The sequence below is a fragment of the Enterocloster sp. OA13 genome (genome assembly GCF_022440595.1).
GTDB classification, from domain to species: Bacteria; Bacillota; Clostridia; order Lachnospirales; family Lachnospiraceae; genus Enterocloster; species Enterocloster hominis.
Window position 1 is genome coordinate 4152899 of the sequence record NZ_JAKNTF010000001.1, and the last position, 26607, is coordinate 4179505.

At 46.7% G+C, this 26607-nt stretch carries 25 protein-coding genes; 6 read left to right on the plus strand and 19 right to left on the minus strand.

Annotated features, from left to right (window positions below):
* Nucleotides 1–7: 7 nt before the first annotated feature.
* From MCJ35_RS18370 to MCJ35_RS18455, 18 genes are all read right to left on the minus strand, one after another.
* Nucleotides 8–739 (minus strand): ABC transporter ATP-binding protein, encoded by a 732-nt coding sequence (locus tag MCJ35_RS18370; protein WP_025485983.1) that lies wholly within the window; start codon nt 737–739, stop codon nt 8–10.
* On the minus strand, nt 732–1493 hold the full coding sequence (locus MCJ35_RS18375) for an ABC transporter ATP-binding protein (protein WP_025485982.1): 762 nt from the start codon (nt 1491–1493) through the stop codon (nt 732–734). The genes MCJ35_RS18370 and MCJ35_RS18375 overlap by 8 nt, the downstream gene beginning before the upstream one ends.
* 19 nt (nt 1494–1512) lie before the next feature.
* The gene (locus tag MCJ35_RS18380; RefSeq protein ID WP_025485981.1) at nt 1513–2490 is read right to left on the minus strand and encodes a branched-chain amino acid ABC transporter permease; all 978 of its coding nucleotides are present in this window, start codon (nt 2488–2490) and stop codon (nt 1513–1515) included.
* A 12-nt stretch (nt 2491–2502) separates the two neighbouring features.
* Nucleotides 2503–3396, minus strand: coding sequence for a branched-chain amino acid ABC transporter permease (locus tag MCJ35_RS18385; RefSeq protein WP_025485979.1), 894 nt, complete (start codon nt 3394–3396; stop codon nt 2503–2505).
* 75 nt (nt 3397–3471) lie between these two features.
* Nucleotides 3472–4713, minus strand: a complete 1242-nt coding sequence (locus tag MCJ35_RS18390; protein WP_025485978.1) for an ABC transporter substrate-binding protein — start codon at nt 4711–4713, stop codon at nt 3472–3474.
* Nucleotides 4714–4744: 31 nt separating this feature from the next.
* Complete coding sequence (locus MCJ35_RS18395) at nt 4745–5755, minus strand: zinc-dependent alcohol dehydrogenase (RefSeq protein ID WP_025485976.1); 1011 nt, start codon at nt 5753–5755, stop codon at nt 4745–4747.
* 184 nt (nt 5756–5939) lie between these two features.
* On the minus strand, nt 5940–7718 hold the full coding sequence (locus MCJ35_RS18400) for a sigma-54 interaction domain-containing protein (protein ID WP_025485975.1): 1779 nt from the start codon (nt 7716–7718) through the stop codon (nt 5940–5942).
* Between the two features lie 38 nt (nt 7719–7756).
* Nucleotides 7757–7990: a hypothetical protein gene (locus MCJ35_RS18405; protein WP_025485974.1), complete on the minus strand. Its 234-nt coding sequence runs from the start codon at nt 7988–7990 to the stop codon at nt 7757–7759.
* 207 nt (nt 7991–8197) lie between these two features.
* Entirely contained in the window at nt 8198–9721 is a 1524-nt protein-coding gene (locus MCJ35_RS18410; RefSeq protein ID WP_240299606.1) for a Na+/H+ antiporter NhaC family protein, read from the minus strand.
* Between the two features lie 55 nt (nt 9722–9776).
* Nucleotides 9777–10727 carry a N(5)-(carboxyethyl)ornithine synthase gene (locus MCJ35_RS18415; RefSeq protein WP_025485970.1) on the minus strand — a complete coding sequence of 317 codons (951 nt, stop codon included), beginning with the start codon at nt 10725–10727 and terminating at the stop codon, nt 9777–9779.
* A gap of 241 nt (nt 10728–10968) precedes the next feature.
* Nucleotides 10969–11556 (minus strand): 50S ribosomal protein L25, encoded by a 588-nt coding sequence (locus MCJ35_RS18420; RefSeq protein WP_025485969.1) that lies wholly within the window; start codon nt 11554–11556, stop codon nt 10969–10971.
* A gap of 183 nt (nt 11557–11739) precedes the next feature.
* Nucleotides 11740–12402 (minus strand): RraA family protein, encoded by a 663-nt coding sequence (locus tag MCJ35_RS18425; RefSeq protein ID WP_025485967.1) that lies wholly within the window; start codon nt 12400–12402, stop codon nt 11740–11742.
* 28 nt (nt 12403–12430) lie between these two features.
* A complete protein-coding gene (uxaC, locus tag MCJ35_RS18430) occupies nt 12431–13828 on the minus strand; it encodes a glucuronate isomerase (protein WP_008719052.1) in 1398 nt (465 codons plus the stop codon).
* A gap of 18 nt (nt 13829–13846) precedes the next feature.
* Nucleotides 13847–15136 carry a TRAP transporter large permease gene (locus MCJ35_RS18435; protein WP_025485965.1) on the minus strand — a complete coding sequence of 430 codons (1290 nt, stop codon included), beginning with the start codon at nt 15134–15136 and terminating at the stop codon, nt 13847–13849.
* Entirely contained in the window at nt 15136–15636 is a 501-nt protein-coding gene (locus tag MCJ35_RS18440) for a TRAP transporter small permease (protein ID WP_008719056.1), read from the minus strand. The genes MCJ35_RS18435 and MCJ35_RS18440 overlap by 1 nt, the downstream gene beginning before the upstream one ends.
* A gap of 109 nt (nt 15637–15745) precedes the next feature.
* The gene (dctP, locus tag MCJ35_RS18445; RefSeq protein WP_025485964.1) at nt 15746–16822 is read right to left on the minus strand and encodes a C4-dicarboxylate TRAP transporter substrate-binding protein; all 1077 of its coding nucleotides are present in this window, start codon (nt 16820–16822) and stop codon (nt 15746–15748) included.
* A 52-nt stretch (nt 16823–16874) separates the two neighbouring features.
* Nucleotides 16875–17645 carry an SDR family NAD(P)-dependent oxidoreductase gene (locus tag MCJ35_RS18450; protein WP_034577687.1) on the minus strand — a complete coding sequence of 257 codons (771 nt, stop codon included), beginning with the start codon at nt 17643–17645 and terminating at the stop codon, nt 16875–16877.
* Entirely contained in the window at nt 17638–18750 is a 1113-nt protein-coding gene (locus tag MCJ35_RS18455) for a mannonate dehydratase (protein ID WP_240299607.1), read from the minus strand. Before MCJ35_RS18455 ends, MCJ35_RS18450 begins: the two co-directional genes overlap by 8 nt.
* A 120-nt stretch (nt 18751–18870) precedes the next feature.
* On the opposite strand from MCJ35_RS18455, the gene MCJ35_RS18460 reads away from it, so the two are divergent.
* Genes MCJ35_RS18460 through MCJ35_RS18480 form a run of 5 tightly spaced genes read left to right on the plus strand, consistent with a single transcriptional unit; the run spans nt 18871 to nt 24160 of the window.
* Nucleotides 18871–19776: an AraC family transcriptional regulator gene (locus MCJ35_RS18460; protein ID WP_008719063.1), complete on the plus strand. Its 906-nt coding sequence runs from the start codon at nt 18871–18873 to the stop codon at nt 19774–19776.
* The gene (locus tag MCJ35_RS18465; RefSeq protein WP_025485961.1) at nt 19769–20740 is read left to right on the plus strand and encodes an ABC transporter ATP-binding protein; all 972 of its coding nucleotides are present in this window, start codon (nt 19769–19771) and stop codon (nt 20738–20740) included. Before MCJ35_RS18460 ends, MCJ35_RS18465 begins: the two co-directional genes overlap by 8 nt.
* A complete protein-coding gene (locus tag MCJ35_RS18470) occupies nt 20721–21425 on the plus strand; it encodes an ABC transporter permease (protein WP_025485959.1) in 705 nt (234 codons plus the stop codon). Before MCJ35_RS18465 ends, MCJ35_RS18470 begins: the two co-directional genes overlap by 20 nt.
* 12 nt (nt 21426–21437) lie before the next feature.
* Nucleotides 21438–22802: a DUF7088 domain-containing protein gene (locus tag MCJ35_RS18475; RefSeq protein ID WP_025485958.1), complete on the plus strand. Its 1365-nt coding sequence runs from the start codon at nt 21438–21440 to the stop codon at nt 22800–22802.
* The gene (locus tag MCJ35_RS18480; protein ID WP_025485957.1) at nt 22799–24160 is read left to right on the plus strand and encodes a DUF4340 domain-containing protein; all 1362 of its coding nucleotides are present in this window, start codon (nt 22799–22801) and stop codon (nt 24158–24160) included. The genes MCJ35_RS18475 and MCJ35_RS18480 overlap by 4 nt, the downstream gene beginning before the upstream one ends.
* 274 nt (nt 24161–24434) lie before the next feature.
* On the opposite strand, the gene MCJ35_RS18485 is transcribed toward MCJ35_RS18480, so the two are convergent.
* A complete protein-coding gene (locus tag MCJ35_RS18485) occupies nt 24435–25532 on the minus strand; it encodes a GGDEF domain-containing protein (RefSeq protein WP_025485954.1) in 1098 nt (365 codons plus the stop codon).
* Nucleotides 25533–25731: 199 nt separating this feature from the next.
* On the opposite strand from MCJ35_RS18485, the gene MCJ35_RS32190 reads away from it, so the two are divergent.
* Nucleotides 25732–26505, plus strand: coding sequence for a LytTR family transcriptional regulator DNA-binding domain-containing protein (locus MCJ35_RS32190; protein WP_025485953.1), 774 nt, complete (start codon nt 25732–25734; stop codon nt 26503–26505).
* The last annotated feature ends 102 nt before the right edge of the window (nt 26506–26607 follow it).

The window sequence follows — 26607 nt, forward strand, 5'->3', positions numbered from 1 at the left end:
GAATCCCTTATTCATGCTGCTTCGCCTGTTTCCCCAGATAAGCCTCTGCTACCCTGGGATTATTGCGCATTTCTGAGGATGGACCGCTCATCTTAATCCTCCCCTGTTCAATCACATAAGTAAAGTCAGAAATCTTCATTGCAAGTCTTGCATTTTGTTCATTTAAAAGAATTGTCATTCCCGTCTTATTGATTTCCACTATCTTCTCAAACATTTCACCTACTAATAACGGAGACAATCCCATGGATGGCTCATCTAACAACAGGATTTTCGGTCTTGCCATCAACGCCCTTCCAATTGCCAGCATCTGCTGCTCACCGCCGCTCATACTCCAGGCCAGCTGCCTGCGCCGTTCCTTTAATCTTGGGAAAAGTTCATATACCATCTCCAATTCTGCCTCATATGACTTTTTTCCAAAATATCCATGCCACACAATGGTCCCTGTCTGAAGGTTCTCCTCCACCGACAAGCCTGGAAATACATGGCGCCCCTCCGGTACCTGGATGATGCCCATCCTGGCTATCTGACGGCTGTTTTTCCTTACAATCTCGGTCTGACCATCAACCATGATAGAACCCTTATGGGTAATAGCGCCCGATATGGAATTCATCAATGTACTCTTTCCAGCACCGTTACTTCCGATGAGACAGGTAATCTTACCTTTTTCAATCACCATATCGATTCCCTTGAGAGCTTCAATGGGACCGTAATAGGCATGTAAATCTTTAATCTTAATCATCAAAGTCCCTCCCCAGGTATGCTTCCAGAACAATAGGATTCACTGCAATCTCGTGCGGCAGCCCTCTTGCGAGGATTTCGCCAAATACAAGAACATCTATATTTTCACAGCTGCTCATAACCAGATCCATCTGGTGTTCTATCAGTAATATTCCGATATTGCGCTTCTTGGCAGCAAACATAAGCAGGTTCCTTGCCTGTTCTATCTCCTGAGTGGTCAGTCCGGCAGCCGGCTCATCCACAAGCATTACTTTGGGATGGCTTAACATCGACCTGACAATTTCCAGGATTTTCCTCTGCCCAAAGGGAATCGCTGTAATATCTTCATCCCAGTCAAACGTAAATCCCGCCATCTCCATCAATTCATCCAATTCTTTCAGAAAGTCGCTTCCCTTTGTCCCAACAAAGCTTTTAAGATACCCCAGCTGGTCATGCAGATCCACTCCCAACATCAGATTATCCCTGATATTCGAGCGGTACAAAAACCGTGGTGTTTGGAAGGTCCTGCCGATTCCCTTTCTTGCGCGGATATGGGATGGTATATTGGTAATGTCCTCCCCATGGAAAAAAATCTTCCCCTCATCCACCTCATAGATACCGCTTATAAGGTTCATCATCGTACTTTTGCCTGCGCCGTTGGGGCCAATCAGACCATGGATTTCACCTGGCTGTACTTCCAGATTGACTTTTTTCGCCGTCACAACACCGCCAAAACTTTTACAGACCCCTTCTAACTTTAATATTGCCTCGCCCATACTATCCTCCTCTGATTTCCTATGATTTTAGCTTATTCTTCCTTCTCATGGTCTTCAGGAAATCCGAAACGGCGCCGCCAATACCCATGGGCATGAAAATCATCATGATAATTACTGCGATACCGTATATAAACATCAGATACTTATCAAGTCCCCTGAGAACTTCCGGTAAAAAGGTAACAATCAACGCTCCAACGAAAATGCCCGGAGTGCTGTTAATTCCTCCCAACATTGACATGATGACGATAGTGGTACTCTTGGCAAAACTGAACTGGTCTCCTGATATGAAACGGTTATGCTGGGCCAGAAGGGTGCCTGAAAGTCCTGCAAAAGCCCCTGCTATTACGAATGCAATGACTCTTGTACGGTATATATTCACTCCCAGGGTCTGAGCTGCTAATTCATTGTCCCGGATAGAAGCAAGGGACCTGCCAAGACTTGTCCTGCGGATCCGTTCCACCAGAAGGGCCACTATGATGACTGCTCCCAGAAGAAGGAAATACCATTTCTTATAGCTGTCAAATACAAAACCGCCTGCTGACAATGTCCTGATTTCGGGAATTCCTTTTGGCCCTCCAAATGCCGGCTCATAATTTAAAAACAGCGTATACAGCACCTGCACAAATCCCAGTGTGGCAAAGGTACAGAATGAGCTTTTCAACCTAAGGAAAAGAATTCCTGTGGCCCAGGCAATGAGTGCGGTGAGCACTACCGATACAATAATGGCCGCATATCCGGGAAGTATGAAATTCATACGTCCGGAACAAAGATTTGCTGTGATATAGGCCCCGATTCCCATAAATGCCACACCGGAAAATACCAGCTGCCCGCACATTCCCAGCATAATGGAAAGGCCATAGGCCGTAATCATATTAATCAACGCCATATTCACCACAAGAACCGTATAATTGTTCATTTTAAGTGAGACTATCAATGAAAAGATAATTAAAAAAATAATCATTGCCCCTGTTTTAGGGTCAAACTTACATTTATTCATACTATTTCCTCCTTAAGCCTTATCAGCGACCTTATCAACAATTAACCCCTGTGGCCTGAATATCAGGAAGATAATCAGAATCAGGAATACAATCGCATCCTTATAGGAGGAAAACTTGACCGTAGCAAAAGATTCCACGATACCTACCAGCAGGCATCCTATAATCGCACCTTTAATGCTTCCAAATCCGCCTATGACCGTCCCGGCAAATGCCCTTAGCTGAAGGGATGCCAAGGATGTGGTAACTGTATATACAGGGGCTACCATATAGCCACCGATAGAAACCAGAACCGCAACCAGCATATAGGTGACAGCCGTTGTCATTAAAGTTGATATTCCCATTAATTCAGCTGCCGGTTTGTCCTGTGCGGCTGCCTGCATCATAATACCGATATACGATTTTTCAAACAGGAGATAAATCAATGTCATGACTGCAATAGCAACCACAATAATCAGCAGGAACTGTGCCTGAAGCCTTGTTCCAAAAAGATTGACAGTCAGGGCATTTCCCTTGGAATTCTTTAATATTGGTGAGATTGTTCTGGGCCAGGATCCGAATATGATCATGGTTCCCTCTGACAAGACCAGGGATGCTCCCATAGTGGCAATAATAGGCGCTACCGGATAAGATGCCTTTCTGAGGGGCCAATATGTCACTAACATGAATATCAGGCCTAATATTGCATAAAACACCAATGATAACGGTGCCGCAATATAAAATGGGAGCTGAAAATCCATAAAAAGCACACATGCAATATATGCCCCTACCATCAATAAATCGCCCTGTGCAAAGTTAAGGACCCCGACTGCCCGGATTAAAAGAATCAATCCCATTGCAATCATTGCATAAATCATCCCCATCGAAAGCCCATTTACCAGCATTGAAAAAAATATGCTAAAATTCACTTTTATACCCCCAATTCCATTCTATGCTTACCCGGGAATGCCGCCAGCTGGCAGCATTCCACCTAAGCCTGCCTGTTATCTGAAGTTAACAATCCTTACAGGAACAGCTTCCCCGCCTGTTGTCTCACAAAGCATGATATACGTTGACATTACATGATAGCTGTCCTCATATATCCTGTAATAGTTGTTTGCCCCCTGCAGGTCCGTACTTCCCATGGCTTCATTGATTTTCTCACGGTCTTCTGTGGTTCCTGCCCGTTCGCAGGCTTCTTTAAAGAGATAGACACAATCATAGCCCCAGGCTGACTGCATTGCACTTTTAGCGTCGTACAGTTTCTCATAATCCTCTTCAAATGTCACAGCACGCTCAGGCACATCCAAATCCTGTCCCAGGATATTAGGAGACCAGTCCGCCACCGTGTACCAGCCATTCGCTGCATCCTTTGCCACTTCGATAAAAGGAGCGCTTGCAAAACTGGAGGACCCCATAAGAGGGATATCACAGCCCGCTGACTGCAGCTGCTGGGCCAGGGCTACGTCCCATGCCTCACTGACCCCCATTACCACCAGGCCATCCACGCCACTGCCCAGAATCTGGTTGATAATGGAGCTGAAATTTGATTCATTCTCCGGTGCGCCGTAGATATTGTTTTCGGAAACCGGATTTCCCTTTTCTTCCATCGCCTTGACAAAATTATCCTTCTGTATGGTGGTAGAAGAAGCTGTGGTGTAAAGAACAGCCGGGTTCTTCATGTTAAGTTCATTTAAAGCAACGTCTGCCATGATTGGACCGGTAAAGTCATCTGTCACCCTAATCTGCCACACATAGGGATTCTTTGAAGCAGAGATATCCGGATTAGAGCCATTAGCAAAATATGGAACCCTATTTTTCTCTATCTCAGGAAGCACCGCCATGCAGTTAGTAGAAAAATAGGAACCAATGATAGCCGGTACGCCGCTTTCTATCAGCTTGATTGTAGCATTAATGGCAATGGACTGGTCTGTGCCCTCATCCTGCACATCCAGAACCAGTTCTTTCCCAAGGATGCCTCCGGCTGCATTGATTTCATTCACGGCCTGATTCATTCCATTCACATAGTAACCTCCGGTCAGCTGGTTAGGCCCGGTCAGGGGGGCTGTCGCCCCTAATACCACCGTTCCATCAAAGCTTGTGTTGCTGCTTTGTGCTGTCTCCTCTTCCATTTGCTGTGCCACAGTACTTCCCCCGGACGTCCCTGCAGTCCCATTGCCGGCACATCCGCTCATCATGCCAACCGTCAATGCCATGCTTAAAAACAGTGCTGCTTCTTTTCTCATAATAACATCTTCTCCTTCTATGCTTTTATTTTTATGGTCTTAACATTACTTTGCAGGCATCCGGGTCATTGCAGGCCACATCAAATGCCTTGGCAGCATCAGCCAGGTCAAATACATGTGAAATCAAAGGATCAATCTGTATCATTCCGTTTGCCACATTCTGCATTGTCTTTTCAATCCACCATGGACGGTCAATCTTAATGCGGTGCATCAGTGCCAGTGTCCGGATATCAAAACCATCGTTATGCCATCTGTTGATATACAGCTGCGCCGGTTCCAGCACCCAGCTGTAAAGCCCCATAATACCTCCATGCTTAAGCACATCGCTGCACAGCTGGATTGCCGTATCATTTCCTGCAACTTCAATCACAACATCAGCTCCCTGGTTATTTGTCTCCTTCAGTACGGTTCCTACCACATCATCCTTATTTGGGTTGAGTACAATGTCAGCCCCCATCTTCTTAGCCAGGTTCAGCTTACCATCCACTACATCCACGCAAATCACTTTTGCAGCCCCCATCTTCTTAACAACCTGGGCAATGATCTGTCCGGCAAATCCCACACCTACCACAACTACCACATCGCCTAATTCCACCCCTGACTGCATGCCTGCATAGATTGCACAGGCTGTAGGTTCTCCCAGCGAAGCTGCTTCCATGCTCATCCCCTCCGGAACCTTCACAACACCATAGCCGTTATGTACCACTGGCGCAACAAAATAATCCGCCATGGTATCATACCATCCAAAGGACATTACCTTGTCCCCCACCTTAAAATCAGTTACATTCTTTCCCACCTCAACAATCACGCCTGCTGCCTCATGTCCCATTTTTAATGGATAGGCATGATGGGCCTCATTGTTCCCGTCAACCTGTTCAACCTGTACTTCCCTGGGCATTTTACCTTCTGAATAATTCTTGTCTGTCCCACATATGGATGCCAGGTATGTCTTAACCAGCACCTCATTGTCACCTGGTTTTAAATCATGCTCCTCCACCACAACCTCATTTGGTTTTTTTGTCACTACAACCCTTGTTCTCATTATTTCCCTCCTGGTATTTAGTTATTTATATAGGCTTTCAGCCTTTGAACCTATATATAGCAACTTTCATGCCAAAGAGAAACAACGTTTTTTTCAGGCATTTCGAAACCTTTTTCTCATTTTTCTCAAATTCTTCGCACGAAAAATTCGCATTATGAGAATTTTTTTCATAATGCGAATTTTATCACTGCATTTTATTGATACGGCGGTACAGGGTTGCCAAACTGATTCCCATCTGTCTTGCAACCTGTTTTTTCCCTTCCGTAGTATCTCCATATTGTTTCAGTAACTCCTTCATATGAATCATTTCCCTTAATTTAAAATCCATTTCCCGTTCTTCCTGTGTGTTTACCTCCGCATGGAAAATCCTGTCTTCCATGACCTGGGCCGGCAAAGTGGAAATACCCATGATGCCTGATATACTGTCTGAATTCATGGAAATCATATACTGTACTACATTTTCAAGTTCCCGTATATTTCCTTTCCACTGATAGCGGCAAAGATGCTCCATTGCTTCCTGATCAATTCCGGAAACATTTACCTCAAAGAAAGAGCGGTATTTTTCTATAAAATAATGGACCAGCAGCGGAATGTCCTCCGGGCGTTCCCGCAGCGGCGGAAGATGAATCTCAAAAATATTCAGTCTGTAATATAGGTCTTCCCGGAATTTCCCCTCCTCCACCATCTTTTCCAGATTTCGGTTAGTAGCCGATATGATACGGATATTAAGGCTGACCTGTTTATTTCCGCCAACCCGCTCCAGCTTGCGTTCCTGCAGGACACGGAGCAGTTTTGCCTGAAGGTGGAATGGCATCTCCCCAATCTCATCTAGGAATATGGTTCCTGTATCAGCCAATTCAAATTTTCCTATCTTACCGCCCTTTTTTGCTCCCGTAAACGCACCTTCCTCATAACCGAACAGTTCCGATTCCAGAAGTTCCATGGGGATTGCCGCACAATTGACTGTAATGAACGGATTACCACACCGGTCCGATGCATTATGTATGGCCCTGGCGAACATTTCCTTTCCCGTTCCAGTCTCACCGGTCAGCAGAATATTTGGCATTGTCCTGGCTACCTTTTGGGCGATTTCTTTTAGGTGTCTCATTCTCGGACTGTTGCCTAATATATGACTGAAGGTAATCTGGTTTTCCCTGAACGCTTCACCTGCAATACGGCTTCCAATATTGACGATGGTTTTAAAATTCAGTATTTTTACTAAATCCTCCCGACCCTCTGCCACCTTATAAAATAGCGTCCCGTAACTTTCTTCTCCTATTTTTATCTTCTCATAGACATTCACACTCTCATCCTCAATCATTTTATGGAAAACAGGATCCGGTATCAAATCAAGGATATTTTTTTCCAGGACGGATTCATAATCCATTTTAAAAATATTCAGGGCCTTCCTGTTAATATTACGGATCATGTTATCTGCATCCAACAGGACATACCCATCTGAAATCTGTTCCAGTACCTGGTTTAATACTTGGTTCTGGCTGTCCAGTTTCCTATAAATCTGCTGTTCCTTCTGCCGTACCTCCTCTTCCTTCAATTTTAATGCAATTAGTTCGCACATGCTCTGGATAAAATTCAAAAGTCCCCTGCGTTCATCCTTTATCTTCTCAATATGCTCCTTTTCATAACATATAAGCCCCATCACCCCAATGACTACGTTGCCATGCACAATCGGACAATGGAGATACCCCATTTCCTTACAGCTGGCCCGCTGATTGCAATTCAGGCATGCAGGGCTTTTCCTGTCCACGGTAGTACTGATTGCATACTCCCCTGTTTCAACTACCCGTTTAACAATACCTCCATTTTTAGGTATCGGTTTATAAACGGTTCCCGCCACCCTCTGAAGATTACTGTCAATCACCTGTGTATCAATGCCGATTGCAAAGGTAATTCCTTGAGCTATTTTCTGAATAAAATCCCTGATATCCATTAATTCAGGCATTTCTCCCCCTCACCTTCATATGTTTTTCATGTTTATGATTACTTCTTTATAGTTTTATCATCAATAGAATAAATTCTCAATAGTTTTTGGTTTATAATCTCTGTATTCTTAGCCATATCCATTTTATTCATTTGACCATATTCTTTTAAAAATTCTGAAAAATATAAAAATAGCCCGGAAGAATCATCTCCCGGAACTATTTTACCAAATCCGCAAATATAGATGGTTCCCCGAATCCATCCCGCATCATCTGTCCCCGGCACCGCAGCCATTGATATTCCCCTTCCCAGGTCCTTATTTGCATTAATCCTGTCCAATACCTGACTGTAGAACGACACATCAGATATTTTTCATATATATCCCTAAAGACACTATGCGTTTTATCGTCCTACATATCATTTTATTATGGAGCCATTTTATTTCCAATATGTATCATGTGTACATAGGCATATAGTATGCGGCCTCAAAATAAAATCCGTCTACAAATCCACGGCGGACCTGGCAAACCGCACGGTCCTGCCCTTATGTTTACGCCTGGTCAGGATCAGGCATGTGGCGGCGCACAGGATACCTGTCTGTGTGGCAAAGGCCGCCCCAAGGCTTTCTGTATATCCGATTGTCAGGAAACCGGCGGCAGCCACTGCTGCTGAGAATAGGGCATAAGGCAGCTGGGAGACCACATGGTCGATGTGGACACACTGGGCGCCTGTGCTGGACAGTATGGTTGTATCTGATATGGGGGAACAGTGGTCCCCGAAGACAGAGCCTGAAAGCACCGCCCCAAGGCAGCAGTACAGCATCGCATCCCCCATCCCCAGGGCAGAAGCCATCTGCACGCTGATGGGAAGCATGATTCCGAACACGCCCCAGGAAAAGCCGGTTGCCAGCGCCATGACAGCGGAAAAGACAAAGAGGAGACATGGAAGGAGCTGGAAAGATATATTGTACTGGACCAGAAGCCCGGACAGGAATGCTCCTGGCCGGAGCATTCCAATCATATCAATCAGCACCCATGCAAAGAGCAGGGCGGTGGTAGCTCCCGCCACCTTTTCCATACCGTAAAATGCAGTGGAAAACAATTCATTTCCATGGAAATGCCAATATCTGTATACTGCCCATCCAAGTCCGGCAGCACAGCCCGCGCACAGTGACAGATAGGTGGACGCATGCTGGAGTATCTCAAAAATATCCCAGGAACCAGAGAAGATGCGCCCCGTCATATACATGGTACCCACACTCACTGCCACCAGGATGCTGATGGGCATGATCAGGTCGGAGGCATGTTTTTCATGGGTGTCGTCCGGCGGTCCGTCATCAGCCTTGATGGATGCCGCATCATTCATCCTGCCCAGGTTGATGTTCCATATGGCGCTGAGGAACACCACGGCCAGGGAAAAAATCGCATAGAAATTATAGGGGATGGTCTCTATGAACTGGTTTAACGGAGCAGCCGTCCCCGGCAGTATGATGGCAAACAGGGCAATGATATATGCCCCCCAGCTGGACAGCGGGCAGATGGAGCACACCGGCGCGCTGGTGGAGTCAATGATATAGGCCAGTTTTTCCCTGGAAACCTTATAGCGGTCCGTCAGGCTTCTGGAAACCTCGCCCACGGTCAATGCGTTAAAATAGTCATCTATGAATATGATGATTCCCAGCACAACTGCCAGAAGCTGGGCCATGGCCGCGTTCTTTACCCGTTTCTGTGCCCATCTGGCAAAACCTATGGTCCCGCCGTTTTTGTCAATGAACGCAGTCAGCATCCCAAGGCCAAGGATAAAGAGTACCAGCAGCATGTTGTCAAAATTCCAGTTTCCCTCCGTATAAAAGATCCGTGCCGCCGAACCCATGACAGCCTCAACCGCATCCCCCGGACGGAAGCCGCACAATATCAGCGCGCTGGCAATAATACCAGCCGATATGGAAATGACCACCCTTCTGGTAGCAATTACCAGTAATATGACAATCAGGGGAGGAATTAAAGAAATAGCAGTTGTCTCCATGATGTAACCCACCTTTCATCCAATCTATATAATCACGCTCATCCAACCGTCACGCTTAACGGCAGCTTTCCTCCAGGATCATTTTCCCTCCGTCAATCACCCTGCAGCCCTCCAGCACGCTGTCCTCTGTTTCCAGCACCAGCGGTTTGATGAAAAGCGCTGTCTTCTCACTGATGAACTCGGAAGCGCTTCTGTAAAACAGGCTGGGTGAATGGTCCAGGCAGTAATGCGCAATCCCCTCTTCCATATAGATGGGGGAATCCACGGCTGTTGGATGGGAAGTCTCAATGGCGCCGTGCTCATCACAGCTCACATCAATCAGCAGGGCACCTCTTTTTAAATGTTTCAGATCCTCCCTGGATATGATATGGTCCCTGCGCCCCGGGTCCCACAGCACGGCGTTCACTATGATATCAAACTGTCCCATCTCCTTCTTAAACTGCTGTTCCTGCCTGCGTCCATATACAGTGGTCAGGGCTGCATTGGAGACAAGGGCCTTATAAGCCCCCGCAGCCGTGTTGCCGCGTCCCAGCACGGCCGCCATCTTTCCCTCCATCAGCATGCCGTAGCTTAAACAGCCATGGATGACCGATGCCTGGCCCGCAAGGATATTATTCCTGTAAAAAATCTGGGTGTTATTCTCCAGCATTTCCTCCCAGGCATATACCTTAAGCTTCCTCTCCAGCAGAAGTGCCTTCATTTCAGGATCCACATGGGGATGGACCCAGCCGAAAACCGTGGTGCCTTCCCTAAGTTCCCCCAGATACTCCGCGTCCCCTGCTTTTGGGTCACAGATAATATCACATCTGTGCAGGATTTCTTCCCGGGGCGCAATGGAAGCTCCCATTTCCCCGTATTCCTGGTCGGATATCCCCAATCTGCTTCCATAGCCCTGTTCAAAGAACAGATATCCGGCAGCCACTCCCAGTTCCTTCATGTGGCGCGGCAGAAGCGCTATCCTGTTTTCATTTTCCTTATGGCTATTTATAAATCCCATGGTCTTCATAATCAGAACCCGCCTTTTTTTGTTTTAGTTATACCATCTTTTGATTCAATGGCAAGAGCAATTGGCAAGGATTGATTTTATCTTTATATGAACTGCCAAATCCTTATGGTTTGTTTATCTGAGGCAGGTGGAACGGATAAACATCTGTCTCCCGAAAAAAACACCACTAAAAAACGCCTGAGAACAGTAAGTTCCCAAGCGCCTATCATCATTTTTCTGGCATGCTTTTTTATGGACAGATTCAGGAAACCGTCCCGTCCCCGCCCTCCGCAGGCTCTTCCGCTGCTGCGTGTACCGCTGTAACCGTTGCGATGGTGGCATCCAGATCCGTGACAAGATCGATATTCCTATTCTTCGCAATATCCAGATCCCCTACCCGGATTGTATCGCCGGCTTTCATGTCCCCTACATCAACCTTCACCTTATCAATGAGTGCATCCGGCAGGGCTTTGTAGGATATTTCCTGAAGCTGCTGCTGCAGGACACCGCCTATCACCTTATCATGGTTTAAAAGGATGATTTCCGCAACGGAGTGGACTTTCTCACCGCTTACAAGCGCCTGGAAATCGATTTCCTCCACAAGTCCTTTCATCGAGTTAAAGGAAATGTCTTTAATCAGGGCATCGTAGACCTGTCCATCCACGTCTAACTGGATCTGGCTGCCTTTGTTACATGTTTTAAGGAGCCGTTCCACCACGGTCCTTTCAGCTTTAATGGGAATGGATTCCTGGATTTCCTTGCCGAAAATATTTCCGGTAACGAATCCCTCCCTTCTCAATCGTCTTGCTTTGATGGACATGCTTCTTTTTTCAGCTTTTAAAGTATTCATTTATCTTTTCCTCCAAAATCCTGATTGCTTAGCAGCCTTCAAATTTGATTTGACAAATAGGTGTGTTAAGTAAGTTTACTTTGTTACAACTACATTATAGCACTGTTGTCAAGCCTTTTTGTGGATAGCTTTAAGTACAAAAAGCCCCGGGAAGTTTCTCTCCCAGGGCCTTGAGTTTCAAATTTATAATATCCCAAAATGTGCAAATGCTTCCGTGGCCGACATTCCTTCCTCAATCGCCTTACGGACCCTCTTTTCACCAGCAGCTTTTTCCAGTGCTTTTTCAATCACTTCCTCATGTACCTGCCTGGGGATTACAAGAACGCCATCTATATCCCCAAATATAATATCCCCGTCCATAACCGTCACCTGTCCGATTTCAACCGGGCATCTGAACTCCAACACATATGTACGGATACTGGAGTCCTGCGCCCAGCATCCTTGACTAAAGACAGGAAAATCCTGCGCAAGGACCTGTGGTGTATCCCTATGGCAGCCATCCAGTACTGCCCCGGACGCTCCCCTCATTTTCGCTGCTGCTGTCAAAAGTTCTCCCCATAAAGCGCTGTTATGCGCGCCGGTGGCAATATATATCTCATTCTTTTCCAGCTGGTCCAGGGCTTCCGTCAGCAGGCCAAATGGTTTTTTCTGCGGGCTGAACACATCGCATTCCAAAACCGTACACGCCTTCCCCGCCAGTTTCATATGCTCCTTCAGCGGCCGTATATACTGCGGCAGGAACTGATGTGTATATCCCATCACGTCCAGGATGTCCCCCACTACCGGGGTATACAGTTTTTCCTTCATGAGGCTGAACATATCTTCCTCATTATTCCAGCTTTTCATCTGATATCCTCCGTTTTAAACCATGTATTCATACATCAAAATATGCTTTCGCATTGTAAAAGCTGATATCTGAAATCATTTTTTTCAGTATGTCCTCATCCTCCGGAAATTCTCCCATTTCCACCCAATTTCCAACTAAATTGCACAAAATACGGCGGAAATATTCATGACGCGGATAGGACAGGAAGCTTCTGCTGTCTGTCAGCATTCCGATAAACCTGCCCAACAGCCCTTCGTTGGCAAGATTCTTCATCTGCTCTTCCATCCCGTCACGATGATCCTGAAACCACCAGGCTGTTCCCATCTGAATCTTGGATGGAACACTGCTATCCTGGAAATTACCGGCCATGGTTGCCAGAACCATATTGTCCCGGTTATTGATGGAAAACAGGATGGTTTTCGGAAGCTGCCGTGTTTTTTCCAATTCATCCATATAGGCGGCCAGGGGAACCGCCAAGGGATGATCCCCGATTGAGTCAAATCCCGTGGCTTCCCCTACACAGGCTACCATCCTGGTATTGCGTGAACGGACCGGTCCCATATGAAGTTCCATTGCCCATTTCCTCCGGCTGTATTCCCGGCCCAGCCAGACCATCAGTGCTGACTTATAGGCATCCACTTCCTCCTGCCCCAAGTCTTCTCCTTCAATTGCCCTCCTAAAAATCTCCTCTGCCGCAGCTTCAGGAACCGGCGCCCACATAAACCGTTCAAACCCATGGTCTGCCGCCACACATCCACTTGCACCGAATGCATCCATCCTGATTTCTAACGCATTTTTCAAATCTTGAAAGCTGCGTATCTCCACACCGGACACGCTGCCAAGCTTTCTCATATAATCACGCCACGGTTTCTTTTCTATCTCCAGCGCACTGTCAGGCCTCATTGCAGGAAGTACTTTTACAGGAAAGCCCTCCTCTGCCAGCTTCCTATGATACTCCAGCGAATCGGCCGGGTCCTCTGTGGTACACATACCATAAACATTGGATGACATAATCAATCTTCTGGGTGTAAAACCGCCTGACTGTATGGCCGCATTGGCCTCCTCCCATATTTCCCGGCAGGTTGACGGTCCTAATACCTTATCAATATGAAAATACCGCTGCAATTCCAGATGGCTCCAATGATACAGGGGATTCCCCGCTGCATATGGCAGCGTTTCTGCATAGGCCTCAAACTTCTCATAATCACTGGCGCTTCCTGTAATCCGTTCTTCGCTGATTCCATTGGCTCTCATGGCCCTCCACTTATAATGGTCACCCCCCAGCCATAACTGGGCAATATTATCCGCGGGTCTGTTCTCATAGATTTCCCTTGCGCTCAGATGGCAGTGATAGTCGAATATGGGCAGGGTTTGCGCATATCGGTGATACAGTCTCTTAGCCGTATCATTATAAAGCATAAAATCTTCATCCATGAATCTCCTCATACCACTCCTCCTCATTCATCAGACGCCATATACAAGATTGGGCAGGAACAGCACAATCTGCGGGAAGAATACCAGGACAATCATCTCAAGCATGATTGCCAGAAAGAAGGGCAGGGCTTCTTTTGTATATTCCTCTATGGGACAGTCCAGTATCCCGCATACCGTATATAAGGCGGATCCCACGGGCGGAGTCATCACCCCCATGGTAACGATGGTGGCCATCAGTACTCCAAAGTGTACCGGATCAACTCCCAGTTTTGTTACCATTGGAAGGAAAATAGGCGTCAAAAGCAGGAAATTCACGTTACTGTCCAGGAACATCCCGGCAACAAACAGGAAAATCAGGATTACGATAACAAGAATCTGTGGATTCTCTGTAATTCCAAAAATAACTGACGCCAGCTTCTGCGGCAGGTTTACATACGTAACCGCATAGCTGAAAGGACCTGACAGTGTGATAATCAGCATTACCGCCGCAGTATCCATAAGGGAGGTCCTCAGCGCCCCTATAAATCCCTTAACCGTAAACTCGTGATATACAAATGCCCCAACCAGGATTGCATAGATAACAGCAAATGCTCCTGCCTCAGAAGGCGTACAGACCCCAAAGCGGATTCCTACAATCAGGATGACAGGAAACATCAGCGCCCAGATGGATTCCCGCAGTCCATGCCATACCTCCCCCCATGTAATCCTCGGTATCTCTGGACCTGGCTTCTCAAATCCCTTTTTGGTGGATGTAATCTTCACTGTCAGCATTAATACAAACATCATGATGACGCCTGGTACTATTCCTGCACAAAACAGCCGTCCGATTGAAACCTCGCCGATAAAACCATATAGAATCAATCCAAGGCTGGGAGGTATGGTCGCTGTTATCAGGCCAGTCAGACAGTTAACTGCTGTAATATATCCTTTACTATATCCGCGTTTCATCATTTCCGGGCCCAGAATCCTTGTCTCCATCGCGGCATCTGCCGTGGCGGACCCCGAGACCCCTCCCATCATTGTGCTCATGACAACCGACACCTGTGCCATACCGCCATACATGCGCCGTGTAAGAAGGGAAGCAAACTTAAGGATACGCTTGGTGATTCCTGACTCGTTCATCAAATTCCCGGCAAAAATAAAAAACGGGACTGCCAGGAAGGAATAGGACTGGGTCTGGGCTACAATTCTCTGAACCGTTATGGAAAATGGAATGTCCGGTGTCACGGCAAAAAATGCCAGTCCCGATATTCCTATTACAAAAGCAACGGGCATTCCTATTACAAGCAGAAACAAAAATGATACTAATAGCACTGACATTATGCATTTCCCCCTTCCATGCCTGCTGCTCCCCTGCCGGTCAGGCGCTTCACGGTTTCCCTGATTTTAAGGATGGCTGTCACTGTCATGAATACAGAAGAAACCGGAAGGCTCAGTGTAACATAGGAATAACTGATTGGAAGCGTCTGAAATGCGCGCTTCCAGCTATCTGCACTAAGTCTGAACCCAAAAATAATAAAAATGATAAATGCAATCAGGATAAGGACCTGAATCACAAGCGTCAGGCCATCCTGAACCCTATGGGGCATCTTTCTTGTGAGCAGGTCCAGGCCCACCAGTTTTCCCCGCCTGAACGCCACATCGGCTCCCAGGAATGCGGTCCAGGCCAAAAGCAGCTGCGACACATCAATGCTCCAGGCCAACGGATGCTGGATCAGCCTGGCAATGGCTGACAGAAATACCAGCAGCACCATGCTAAAGAAAAATACACAGCTTATGATTTCCTCCAGTTTACAAAAACCCCGGTATAATTTTTTCATCTGTATCCCTCCATAATTAAGCAGAAACAAAAGGCGGAGCCTGAAAAATCCATGCTTTCCACATTTTCCAGGGCTCCGCCCGCCGGTATGTTACCGGCCTTACCGGTTCCTACTTCATCTCAGCCATCAGCTGCTCCCTTACTTCCTTATATCCAAGCTTATCATATACAGGGGCGGTTGCCGCCTTAAATGCCTCGACATCCACATCATCATTAATGGTAACGCCATATTTTTCAACCATTTCCTTCTCATACTGCTCTGATAGGTCGGCGCATTTTGTCTGATATTCAGTACCCACCTCCTTAAAGGTATCGGTAAACAGTTCCCTATATTCATCTGACAGGGAATCCCTGAACTTTGTCCCGGTGACAGCAGAACCAATGAGCTGGAAATGCTCTGTTTTATTAATATAGCTGCATACTTCCCACAGGCGTGTGGCATAGAAGGATGGGGTCTGAACCTCCGCACCATCCAATGCCTTCTGCTGAATGGAAGTGTACACTTCGCTCCAGCTCATAGGCGTTGCAACTGCTCCCATGGCATCCACGGAAGACGTACACAATTCATTTCCAATGGTCCGGATACGCTGCCCTGACAGATCCTCCGGTTTTTTCACTTCTTTGTTCAGGCAGAAGTTTCTGGTACCTGAAAACCAGTTGGACGTAACCAGCCAGATTCCCTGATCTGAGAATTCCTGTTCCCACTTAGCATATAAATCCGTTTCCATGATTTTATCCAGCTGGGTATAATCATCTAAAAGATACGGCATCTGAAGCATACCGTAATCTTTTACAAAGGATGCGAGACGGCTGGGATCGGATATGGTAAGGATAGCAGCTCCCTGCATCGCCTGTTCTGTTAAATCATCCGTATCCCCTAAGGCTGAACTTCCGTAAACTTCAGCCGTGAACCCACCTCCTGAAGCCTTTGACAACCGGTCTGCTACCTCATGAAGCGATTTGGTCTGGATATCCTCTTCCCCCTGGGTATTCCCAAACTTAATGGATACTTTTTCAACCGCTTCAGGCGCTTCTGTTTTTGTATCGTCTCCTTTTTTGTCACCTGCATCTGCCGCCTCTGTCCTGGCCTCCCCTGCTGCAGGCGCGCCTGTTCCCTTTGAACCGCATCCGGATAACATGGATACTGTCATTGCCGCCATAAGAACCATCACCATTCTCTTTTTCACTTTTTTTCCTCCTTGTTTGTTATGATAAATTTGCATCGTTTTCTAAATAAAATCAGAAACCGATTGAACATCCCCCGTCAACCATCAGCGCTGTTCCTGTCACAAATCTGGAAGCCGCTCCTGAAAGATATACTGCCGCCCATCCAACATCCTTTGGCAATCCATAGCATTCCATGGGCGTATGGCCCAGAATCTTTTTCTGGCGCTCCGGGTCTTTGTCTGTTGCCTGATGGAACATAGGCGTATCAATAAAGCCCGGTACAATTGCATTGACCCTTATGCCGTCTTTTGCAACTTCTCCTGATATGGTTTTTACCAGCCCCAGGACAGCTGCCTTCGCTGCGGAATAGGCAGTTACATTCGTCATTCCCATAACCGCGGACATGGACGAGATGAAAATGACACTCCCCTGCTTATTCGCCCTCATATATGGAATCGCCGCCTGGGTAAGGGCGTAAGCGCCGAAGAGATGGACATCCAGTACGGACTGCAGATCCTCTCTTGTCACATCCTCCACAGCCTTTTTGCAATGTACCCCCGCATTGTTAATCAGGATATCCAGCCTTCCATAACGGTTTACGATTTCCTTTATGATTTCCCCTGCCCTGCCAGTATCCGTCACATCATATTCAATGCCGGCAACGCTGTCACCCAGATGGGCACAGGCTTCATTTAATACCTGCCTGCGCCGTCCTGCTATCACCACCTGGGCGCCCGCTGCCGCAAGACACTCTGCCATGGCCAGTCCCAGACCGCTTCCCCCTCCCGTGATAAGTGCAACATGGCCTTTCAGTCCAAATGCTTCCATCATTCCGTCATTCATGTCTCCCCTCACCTTCTTCCAGTATATGCATCATCAGTCCCCGTTCCATCATCTGCATGGCAGACCTCATATATCCCAGTGCAAATGCCATTCCCGCATGCCATGGCGCACCGCATAATATTTCCGGCGTATGGTCCGGCACGATTACGCCATCGAATCCGCACTGTTCCAACAGGGCCAGTGCTTTAAGCATATCAATGTCCCCGTCGTCGACAAATACTTCATTGTATTTAGGGACTTTCCCTTTTACATTCCTAAAATGTATATAGCTGATACGCTTTTGCCCGCCATATTGCCTTATGGCATCGTAGATATTTCCATGGGTCATCTCCTGGATACTGCCCATACAGAATTCCAATTTGTTGGATGGGCTGCTGCTGATATCAATTACCTTCTGATATAGCTCAGGCTGATATACCAGCCGGGGCGTCTGTCTCAACCCTTCAAATGGCGGATCATCCGGATGCAGGGCCATCTCCACCCCTGCCTCTTCAGCTACGGGAAGTATCTCCCTAAGGAAACGTTCCAGCCTGTCCCAAAGTTCTTCGGAAGAAACCGGGGCAATAGCGCTGCCGTCGGATTTGGCATAGGTCATATTCCAGATTTCTCCTTTTGGAATTGGTGAATCCACCTTAATCCTGGATGCGTCGAAACATGTCCCATACGCCCCGCCGCGGCATGAGCGTTCTTTCTGGTGCCCCCATACGCCTGCCAGACTGAAATTATATCCAAAGGAATGAATTCCTGCCTTCCCCGCATTGCATATGATTTCCTTAAGATGTTCCATCTGACGCGCCCTTTCCGGGCCATCCAGCAGGACATCATACCAGTCCGCCGGACTGAAATTCTCAATCCCATAAATAGTCAGGCCGTGCTGCCCCGCTTTTTCCTGAAGGGCAATCATCGAGTCTTCCTCCCAAATCCCTTCCAGGGCCTTTGCCTCCCCGTAATTCACTTTATCATTTGTTGCCGTGACAATCTGATTTGAATAGTAATCAGCCAGATGGACAATCAGATGGGTACAGCCACATTGCCTGGCAAAGGCAAAGTATTCATCTGTCAGCATATGGCGGTATAATCCCAATCCCAGTTTAATCTCAGCCATATATCCGTCCCCTTTCTCCGTTATGTCCCAAGTATACCGCAAAGCCTTTAAAAATACCTCTTGCATTTTATCAAATTTGTGCTATATATTGATATATAACAAAAAACAGGAGTATATTTTATGTTGAATATTATCAATGATATAAATCTCATAGACCCCCGCACCGAGTCACACTACCGCTTCCATACACAGCTTGACCCTTCCCAATATCCTCAGGTCCATGATTTCTATGAGATTGTCCTTGTAACTTACAGAAACCTGAACCTGCAGATATGCGGGAACCGTTTCACCCTGCAGCCCGGAGGGATGGCGTTAATCCGTCCCGGTGATATCCATTCCAAGTCAGGGAAGGACAATGCCCATATCAATCTGGCGTTTCCCTCCGCAACGATTGACGCACTGTTTGACTACCTATGCAATGAAAAAGAACGGGATGGTTTAAAACAGCTGCCCTACGTTCCTCCTGTCCAGCTAAGCCGACCGGAGCTTTTAAATATCCAGGAAAAGATGCAGCTGCTTAACACCATCCCCCCCAATGAATGTGAAAAAATCAGGACTACCCTGCGCAGCATACTCTTTGATGTGGTTACCCACTATTTCCTGCCCTCTTTACATTCCAATCATATCCACCAGTCCATCCCCCAATGGCTGGCTTCCGCCCTTACCCTGTGGCAGACCGGTGAACACCGCAGCGAGGGGCTGGATTTCTTCTGTGAACACACCGGATATAGTAAGGAACATATCTGCCGTACCTTTAAACGCTGTTTTGACATGGCGCCAACGGTTTACCTGAACAGGCAGAGGCTCAATTACGCCATCAACCTGCTTCTGCACTCAGACTATTCCGTGACAGATATTGCATACGAATCTGGTTTTTGCAGTCCCAGCCGTTTTTACCACACCTTCCGTAATACTTATGGAATCTCGCCAAAACAGTTTTGTTCACAGTATCATCCCTCCATATTACCTGAGCAGCCGTTAACACAATCTGATAATGAGCAAAGGAGTACTGCAGATAATGCTTGAAGTTCAATCCCTCACAAAATATTATGGGAAATCCATGGCAATTGAGGATATCAGCTTTTCCGTGGGCCGCGGAGAAATAGTAGGTCTCTTAGGCCATAACGGTTCCGGAAAATCCACAACCATGGGCATCATGACCGGGTGCCTGGCCGCATCCTCGGGACAGGTCCTGATAGATGGGGCCGATATTGCAACAGATCCGGAACAAGCCAAAGGAAAGCTTGGATATCTTCCTGAGATTCCTCCTGTTTATCCTGACATGACGGTAGAAGAACAGTTGACATTCGCGTCACGGCTCCGGGCTATCCCTGCTGCTGACTGTCCTGATGCAGTGGATGATGCATGCAGGAAACTGAATATAACGGGTGTCAGACACCGTCTGATTGAAAACCTTTCAAAGGGCTATCGCCAGAGGGTGGGGTTTGCCCAGGCCATTCTCGGCAATCCTCCCCTCATCATTCTGGACGAGCCGACGGTCGGGATGGATCCCGGACAGATCATCGAGCTGCGCAATGTCATATCAGAACTGGGAAAAGAGCGTACCATCATACTCAGTTCCCATATCCTTTCCGAGATTACGGCTGTCTGCAGCCGTATCATCATACTAAGCAACGGCCATCTGGTTGCTGATGATACACCGGAAAGGCTGCTTCATGCCGGAGATTCCGCCAGCCGTATTTACCTGTGTACTTCTGCGCTCCCGAAGATACTCCTTCCCCGTCTGGCCCATGAATGCGGCCTATGGAATGTGGAAAGCTGCGGGTCTGTCCTGGAAGGAAGATGGGATTATATCCTCTCCCCTGATGATGAAAGCCTTTTCTATCAGAAACTTCCTTTGCTGATCCAGGAAGCCGGGGCATCCATCTATGTACTGAAACCATTAGAGCAAGGGCTGGAACAGGTATTTCTGCAGCTTACCCAGGACAGACGTCATAAGGAGGCTTCCCATGAAAGCAATTTATCGTAAAGAGCTGGGCGGATATTTCCATACCATGTCCGGTTATGTTTATCTGTCCATATTCCTGATGATCAGCGGATATTACTTTGTGACTGGAAACCTGCTGTCAGGTAACGGGGATATGAAAAATTATTTTTCATCCATGGTCCAAGTGGGCATGTTCCTTCTTCCCATGCTGACCATGCGTTCTTTTGCAGAGGAACAGAAAACAGGAACCAACCAGCTTTTAATGTCCTCTCCCGTATCCGGCCCTGGAATTGTAACAGGGAAATTCCTGGCTGTCCTCACGGTCTTTGCCATCGGACAGTCTGTCAGCCTGATATATGGCGCAATTCTTGCCGCCTATGGACAATTTGACCCTTATCTCCTGTCAGGCAGCCTGGCCGGAACTATTTTGGCCGCATCGGCCTTCATATCCATTGGTCTGTTCATAAGTTCCGTCACTGACAGCCAGGTGGTGGCCGGGGTCATCAGCTACAGCATCCTTATGGGGTTATGGCTCATCGGATATATAGGAACCTTCCTGTCCTCATCCCCCCTCAAGGCGCTGGCTTCCTATCTGTCCTTATCATCGAAATTCATGGAATTTTCCATGGGACTCCTGTCCTTGACCTCTGTCACCTATTACATCAGCATTGCTTTCCTGTTTCTCTTTTTTACCATATTGATGCAGGAACGGCGCCGCATCTGCTAGGAGGGGAATGAAATGAAACCATTCACATCGGCCTTTTATATCAAAAGTGCAGCATTACTGGCAGCCGCAGTTATGATACTGTCTAACATAGCCGCTGACCATGCTGAAAAACAATTCGGACTCAGGCTTGATATGACAGCCAGCCATTTCTACCATCTGACCGATACCACGAAGGACACAGTTTCATCCCTGACATCACCCGTTACCATAACCGTATTAAATTCCAGGGAAGCCTTTCTGCCAATTATGCGCGAAATCCTGGACCGGTATGATACCGCCGGTTCCAATCTGGAGGTAGGATATATAGACCCTTATATAAACCCTGCCATTGCAGAGGATTTAAAAAACAAAGGATATAGTGCCGCCATGGACAATATGGTTGTCTCCGGTCCCTCTGCAACAAAGGTCCTTGCGCTTGAGGATATGTTTACGACCGGCCCTTCCGGGGCAGTTACCGGCATAGCCGCCGAACAGATGCTGACCAGTGCCATACTCTATGTTTCACGGGAGCAGGTTGGAATTGTCAGTTTTTCTGACGGACATGGCGAAAAACCCTCCGACACCCTCATCAACCTTTTTGAACAGAATAACTACCATATTGACCATACAACGCTATCCCTTCAGGATATTCAGGAGGATACCTCCCTGTTTATTCTCGCCGCACCGTCCAGGGACTTTTCCGATATGGAGATTGGGAAATTAGAACAGTACCTTACATGCGGAGGCCGGATACTGGCCTTCCTTCCACCAGATACCGCCGAACTTCTTCCCACACTCTCCGGTTATCTGGAAGAATGGGGGATTGGGACAACCAATGGGATAATAGAGGATACCAGGCTTAATGCGGATGCAAATGCAACCCATATCGTACCTGTCTATGCTTCCCATCCCATAAACCAGACATTAGGGAACTCCCGTATCTACCCTATCCTCCCTGTCTGTACGCCATTAAACCAGCTTTTCATCCGGCAAGGTACCGTGACTACATCCAAAATACTTTATTCTTCACCCAATGCAACGGTTAAAAATACCCAAAAGAGCGGCAGAAATGGCCCTTTTACCCTCGCGCTCTCTGCTGAAAAGCAATTGTCAGCCGGTAATACCGCCCGGATGATAGTCATCGGCAGCCAAGGAATTTATAACGATTTCCAGATGGATTCACCCAGCACTGCTAACCGTGACTTTCTTTTACAGGCCGTAAACTGGTGTACTGAAACTGATTTTCAACTGAACATACCGGTAAAATCCCTGGACCAGAAGCCCATAACCGTATTATCCTATCAGGGGGCTGTTATGGCTGCTGTATTCATCATGGTCCTTCCAGCCAGTGTTTTCATAACCGGTATATGCATCCGCAGGCGGAGGAAACATCTATGAGTACAATCAAAAAATGGAATCATGTATTGTCCGGCCTGTCCATAGGCCTTGTCTTCCTGCTGCTGTTTCTCTTGTTCCATTCCAGCCAGGGCCACCTGGACAGCCCTGAACTACCGCCTATAACAGATTTCCCTGTAAGCAGCATCAATGCTATTGCCATCAACCACTCCACTGATTCAATCGGATTGATTCTACATCCGACCGGAATTGAACTCCTTAATCAGGCGTCAGATGGTTACTCCCAGCAAAAGCTTTCTGCCCTTGTATACAAAATATGCCATCTGTCCGCATTGCGGATCATTCACCCCTCACAGGATACAGATTACTCTTTATCCCAATATGGACTTGATACCCCCTCTTCATCCATCAGTCTGATTCCCGCCCAGGGGGAAACCATGCGGTTCTATCTTGGTAATAAGAATCCAATCGATGGCTCCTGTTATGCAAAGACGGAACATGATGACACCGTTTATCTTATCAGCCCGGACGATACCTCCATGTTAACCCAGTCCCTTTCCCAGCTCAGGATTTTAGATTTATATCCCCCGCTTGCAGCGGACCAGCTTGAAAAGCTTGAAAAGCTGCAGGTAACCTGTGACGGGCGCACGTGGTCCATCCTCCGGGGCGCCGATGATTCCGGAAGCCTCTATCACCTGTCAGAACCGGTACAGCTTCCTCTGGACTGGCAGACTGCTTATAAAAAAATAATGGAACCATTTCTAAAACTGGTTCCAGATACTTTCCTGTCTGATTTTGCATCACCAAGTGAATATGGTTTGGACCATCCATCCATAACCCTGACGGCCGTAATTGACGGAAACGAATACGTCTCTTACTTTTCACCTGCTGACGGCGACCGTTGGTACTGTATGTCCAGGCAAACTTCACAAATCTGCAGCATTCCCGCAGGGCTTGTAAGCTTCATGACACAGGACTATATGGAATTCTTAAGTAATTCCGTGTATTCCAGAAATCTGGCTGATATTTCCTCCTTAACCCTCTCAAAGAATGGGGAATCGCAGGAAATCCAAATCTCAGGCGACGGCATTTATCTGGAAGGCAGGGCAGGGAACCAGGTTTATGATTACCAGATGCTGGCGGATTTCCATAAACACATCACTGCCATCCCCGCTGCCGGCCTGATGGAATCCTCTGATATAGTAAACACCGCCCCCTTCATGGCACTGACGTTTACCCTCCGCAATGGGCAGACTGATATTCTAGAGTTCCTTCCGGTCTCAGACCGTCTGTGTGCCATATCGGTAAACGGGAACATTGATTTTCTTACCTATACTTCCGTACTGCGGGATATCGTAACCTATTTTGAGGCCTTTACTGGAAAATCATTTGATGATTAACGCCCTCATACTCTCTGATCTGTCTGACGCGGAACACTCTGTTTTCAAAATGATGCTGGGCGGGGATATTAAACTTAAGTCAACCCCAAAAACAATCTATAACCAAAAGTCGGCCCTTCTTAAAAAGATTCATTTGAAAAACCAGTCAGAATTGATTCATATATTTGGCGGTATGCGGTTTGACTAATGCACATGCCAAGATATCATAAAACTGGGGCGGGATTTTGACAAATCCCACCCCAATGATTGACAAAGGGCCGGAAAAACAGTTAATTCAACTTTTTTTCACAGCCTCATCCATCCCAACTGCCGTTGAATCGGATTGGCTGCCCCTTGTTTCGCTTGCCTGTAATGGAAAGCTGTGTTGTAAAATAACATCCGCTGTATTTTTTGGCTGATTTCCATAAAACCGTTCCTTAACACGTCTTGAAATCAATTCTACCCCTGCAGCATCCGCATCGGACACTAATACCAGATATTGACAACTGCTGTACTGCACAAATACATCATTTCTCCGCAAACTATCATGAATCTGGGTCTTCAGCAAGAGCATCTCCTGCTCCCGGTACTCTGGTTTCAGGATTCCCCCTTCCTTTTCTGTCAGTGTAAATAAGATAACATAAAAGGATTTCAAATCATCCTTATGACCCTGACGGCATAAGGCACGTTCCAGGAAGCGGTATATGCCTTGAAACACCTCATAGCTCAGATAATAAGCCCCTTCCACAGGAGTACTTTCCTGTAAATCATACCGAATGAGTTTCGTATCCATTTCAACTCTTTTGTTCAACCGATCAGCCATTTGAGATTTCGGTGCACGGATATGGTGAAGTGCCTGTTTATTTTGCAGCAATAACTTGTCAGCCCGGCTAAACATCTTTATGTAATCATCCCGCTCCATATAAACAGCGTCACCGAAGGACGCTGACAATGTAAAGTATTTTGAGTTTTTTATCTTTATCTGTCCCAACCGCTTTTGTAACATCTGTCTTTTCTGTTCAAGTTCTTCCATATCCAGGGTATTGGGATAAAATATGACAAACTCATCCCCACCGGTGCGGGCCACCATATTATTCCCCATTGTTTTTTTCAGGATATAAGCTACATTCTGCAACAGTTCATCACCTGCAATATGCCCATACTGGTCATTGACATCTTTAAAATTATTCAAATCAAAGAGCAGCATGGCACCGCTATGTTTTGCGGCCAATGCCTCATTGATTTTCCGTTCAATCGTTATGCGGTTATATATTCCTGTCAGTCCGTCTAATTCTGTCAATGCCTTTAATCGTTGATTTTCCTGCTGTAACTGTTCCTTTGATAATGATGTCTTAATGTTAAGATCTGTCCCTTCCCATAATGACTGTTTCATTCACGCTCACGCTCCATTCTCACTGTGCCGGAACAAAAAACATTATCTTTATTTTACCACTGCTTTTTCAAATCGTCAATGTTATATGTAAACGGTAATTATTTTTTGTAAACGGAATTTTATTACTTTCATTCAATTGCAATCTAAGCAACATTGGATTATAATAAAAATACGAAATCACAGCACAGGAGGAAACGGAGTGAAATACCATCGCTATACTGAACAGGAGGTTATTGATAGGACGAAAGAGGCCATTCACTATTTCATCAGTAAACAGATTGACCCGTTTTTAGAAATGCTGGACGGGGACTTTGTCTGGGTGGGCGATTATGAACCGCTTTACATGAAAGGGATTACCGCTTTTCTGGAAAGTGTAAAGGAAGAAATACAAGTACAGCTCCCCATAAGTATTACAGAAGAAGAGTATGCATTATTATCCCATGAACGCCGTCTATGGATAACATATGGGCGCTTCACGGCAACCATCAATAGGCAGGTTTCGAGAATCCACTTTACGCTTGTCTGGCGCCAAAAGAATGACCATCTCCTGTTGCTCCATGCCAATGCAAACCACGCAAAACCCATGCCACAGTCAGACGCACAGTCCAGGATATTTGAATTGCCATCCTGTTCCCGTCCCCCGATACACACTACGGAGGCAAAAAAACAGGCTTTCCGCAGTTTAACCGGAAGCATCCACTACCTGCTGCCAGAGGAGATACGATATATTAAAGCTGATAACAATGTATGTCAGATTTTTACCACCTCAGGTTTCTTTTCCTGCCGTACCACTTTGAAGAAGATGACGGCCCCTCCCTTTCTACGGATACACAAAAGCTATCTTGTAAATTCTTCCCATCTTCGGGAAATCTGCCGCTACCAGGCCACGCTCTTAGACGGAACAAAACTTCCTATTGGGAAGGAGTGGTATATGGATCTTAAACAATGGATGATGAAGAATTGTAATGACTGACATGAAGATACCGTAACGCCAGCCGTCAGCAAAAGGCTTCCTAATACGGATCTCCTTTGATATGAATTAGATATGTATAGACCGGATTGTGGGCACTGCCCA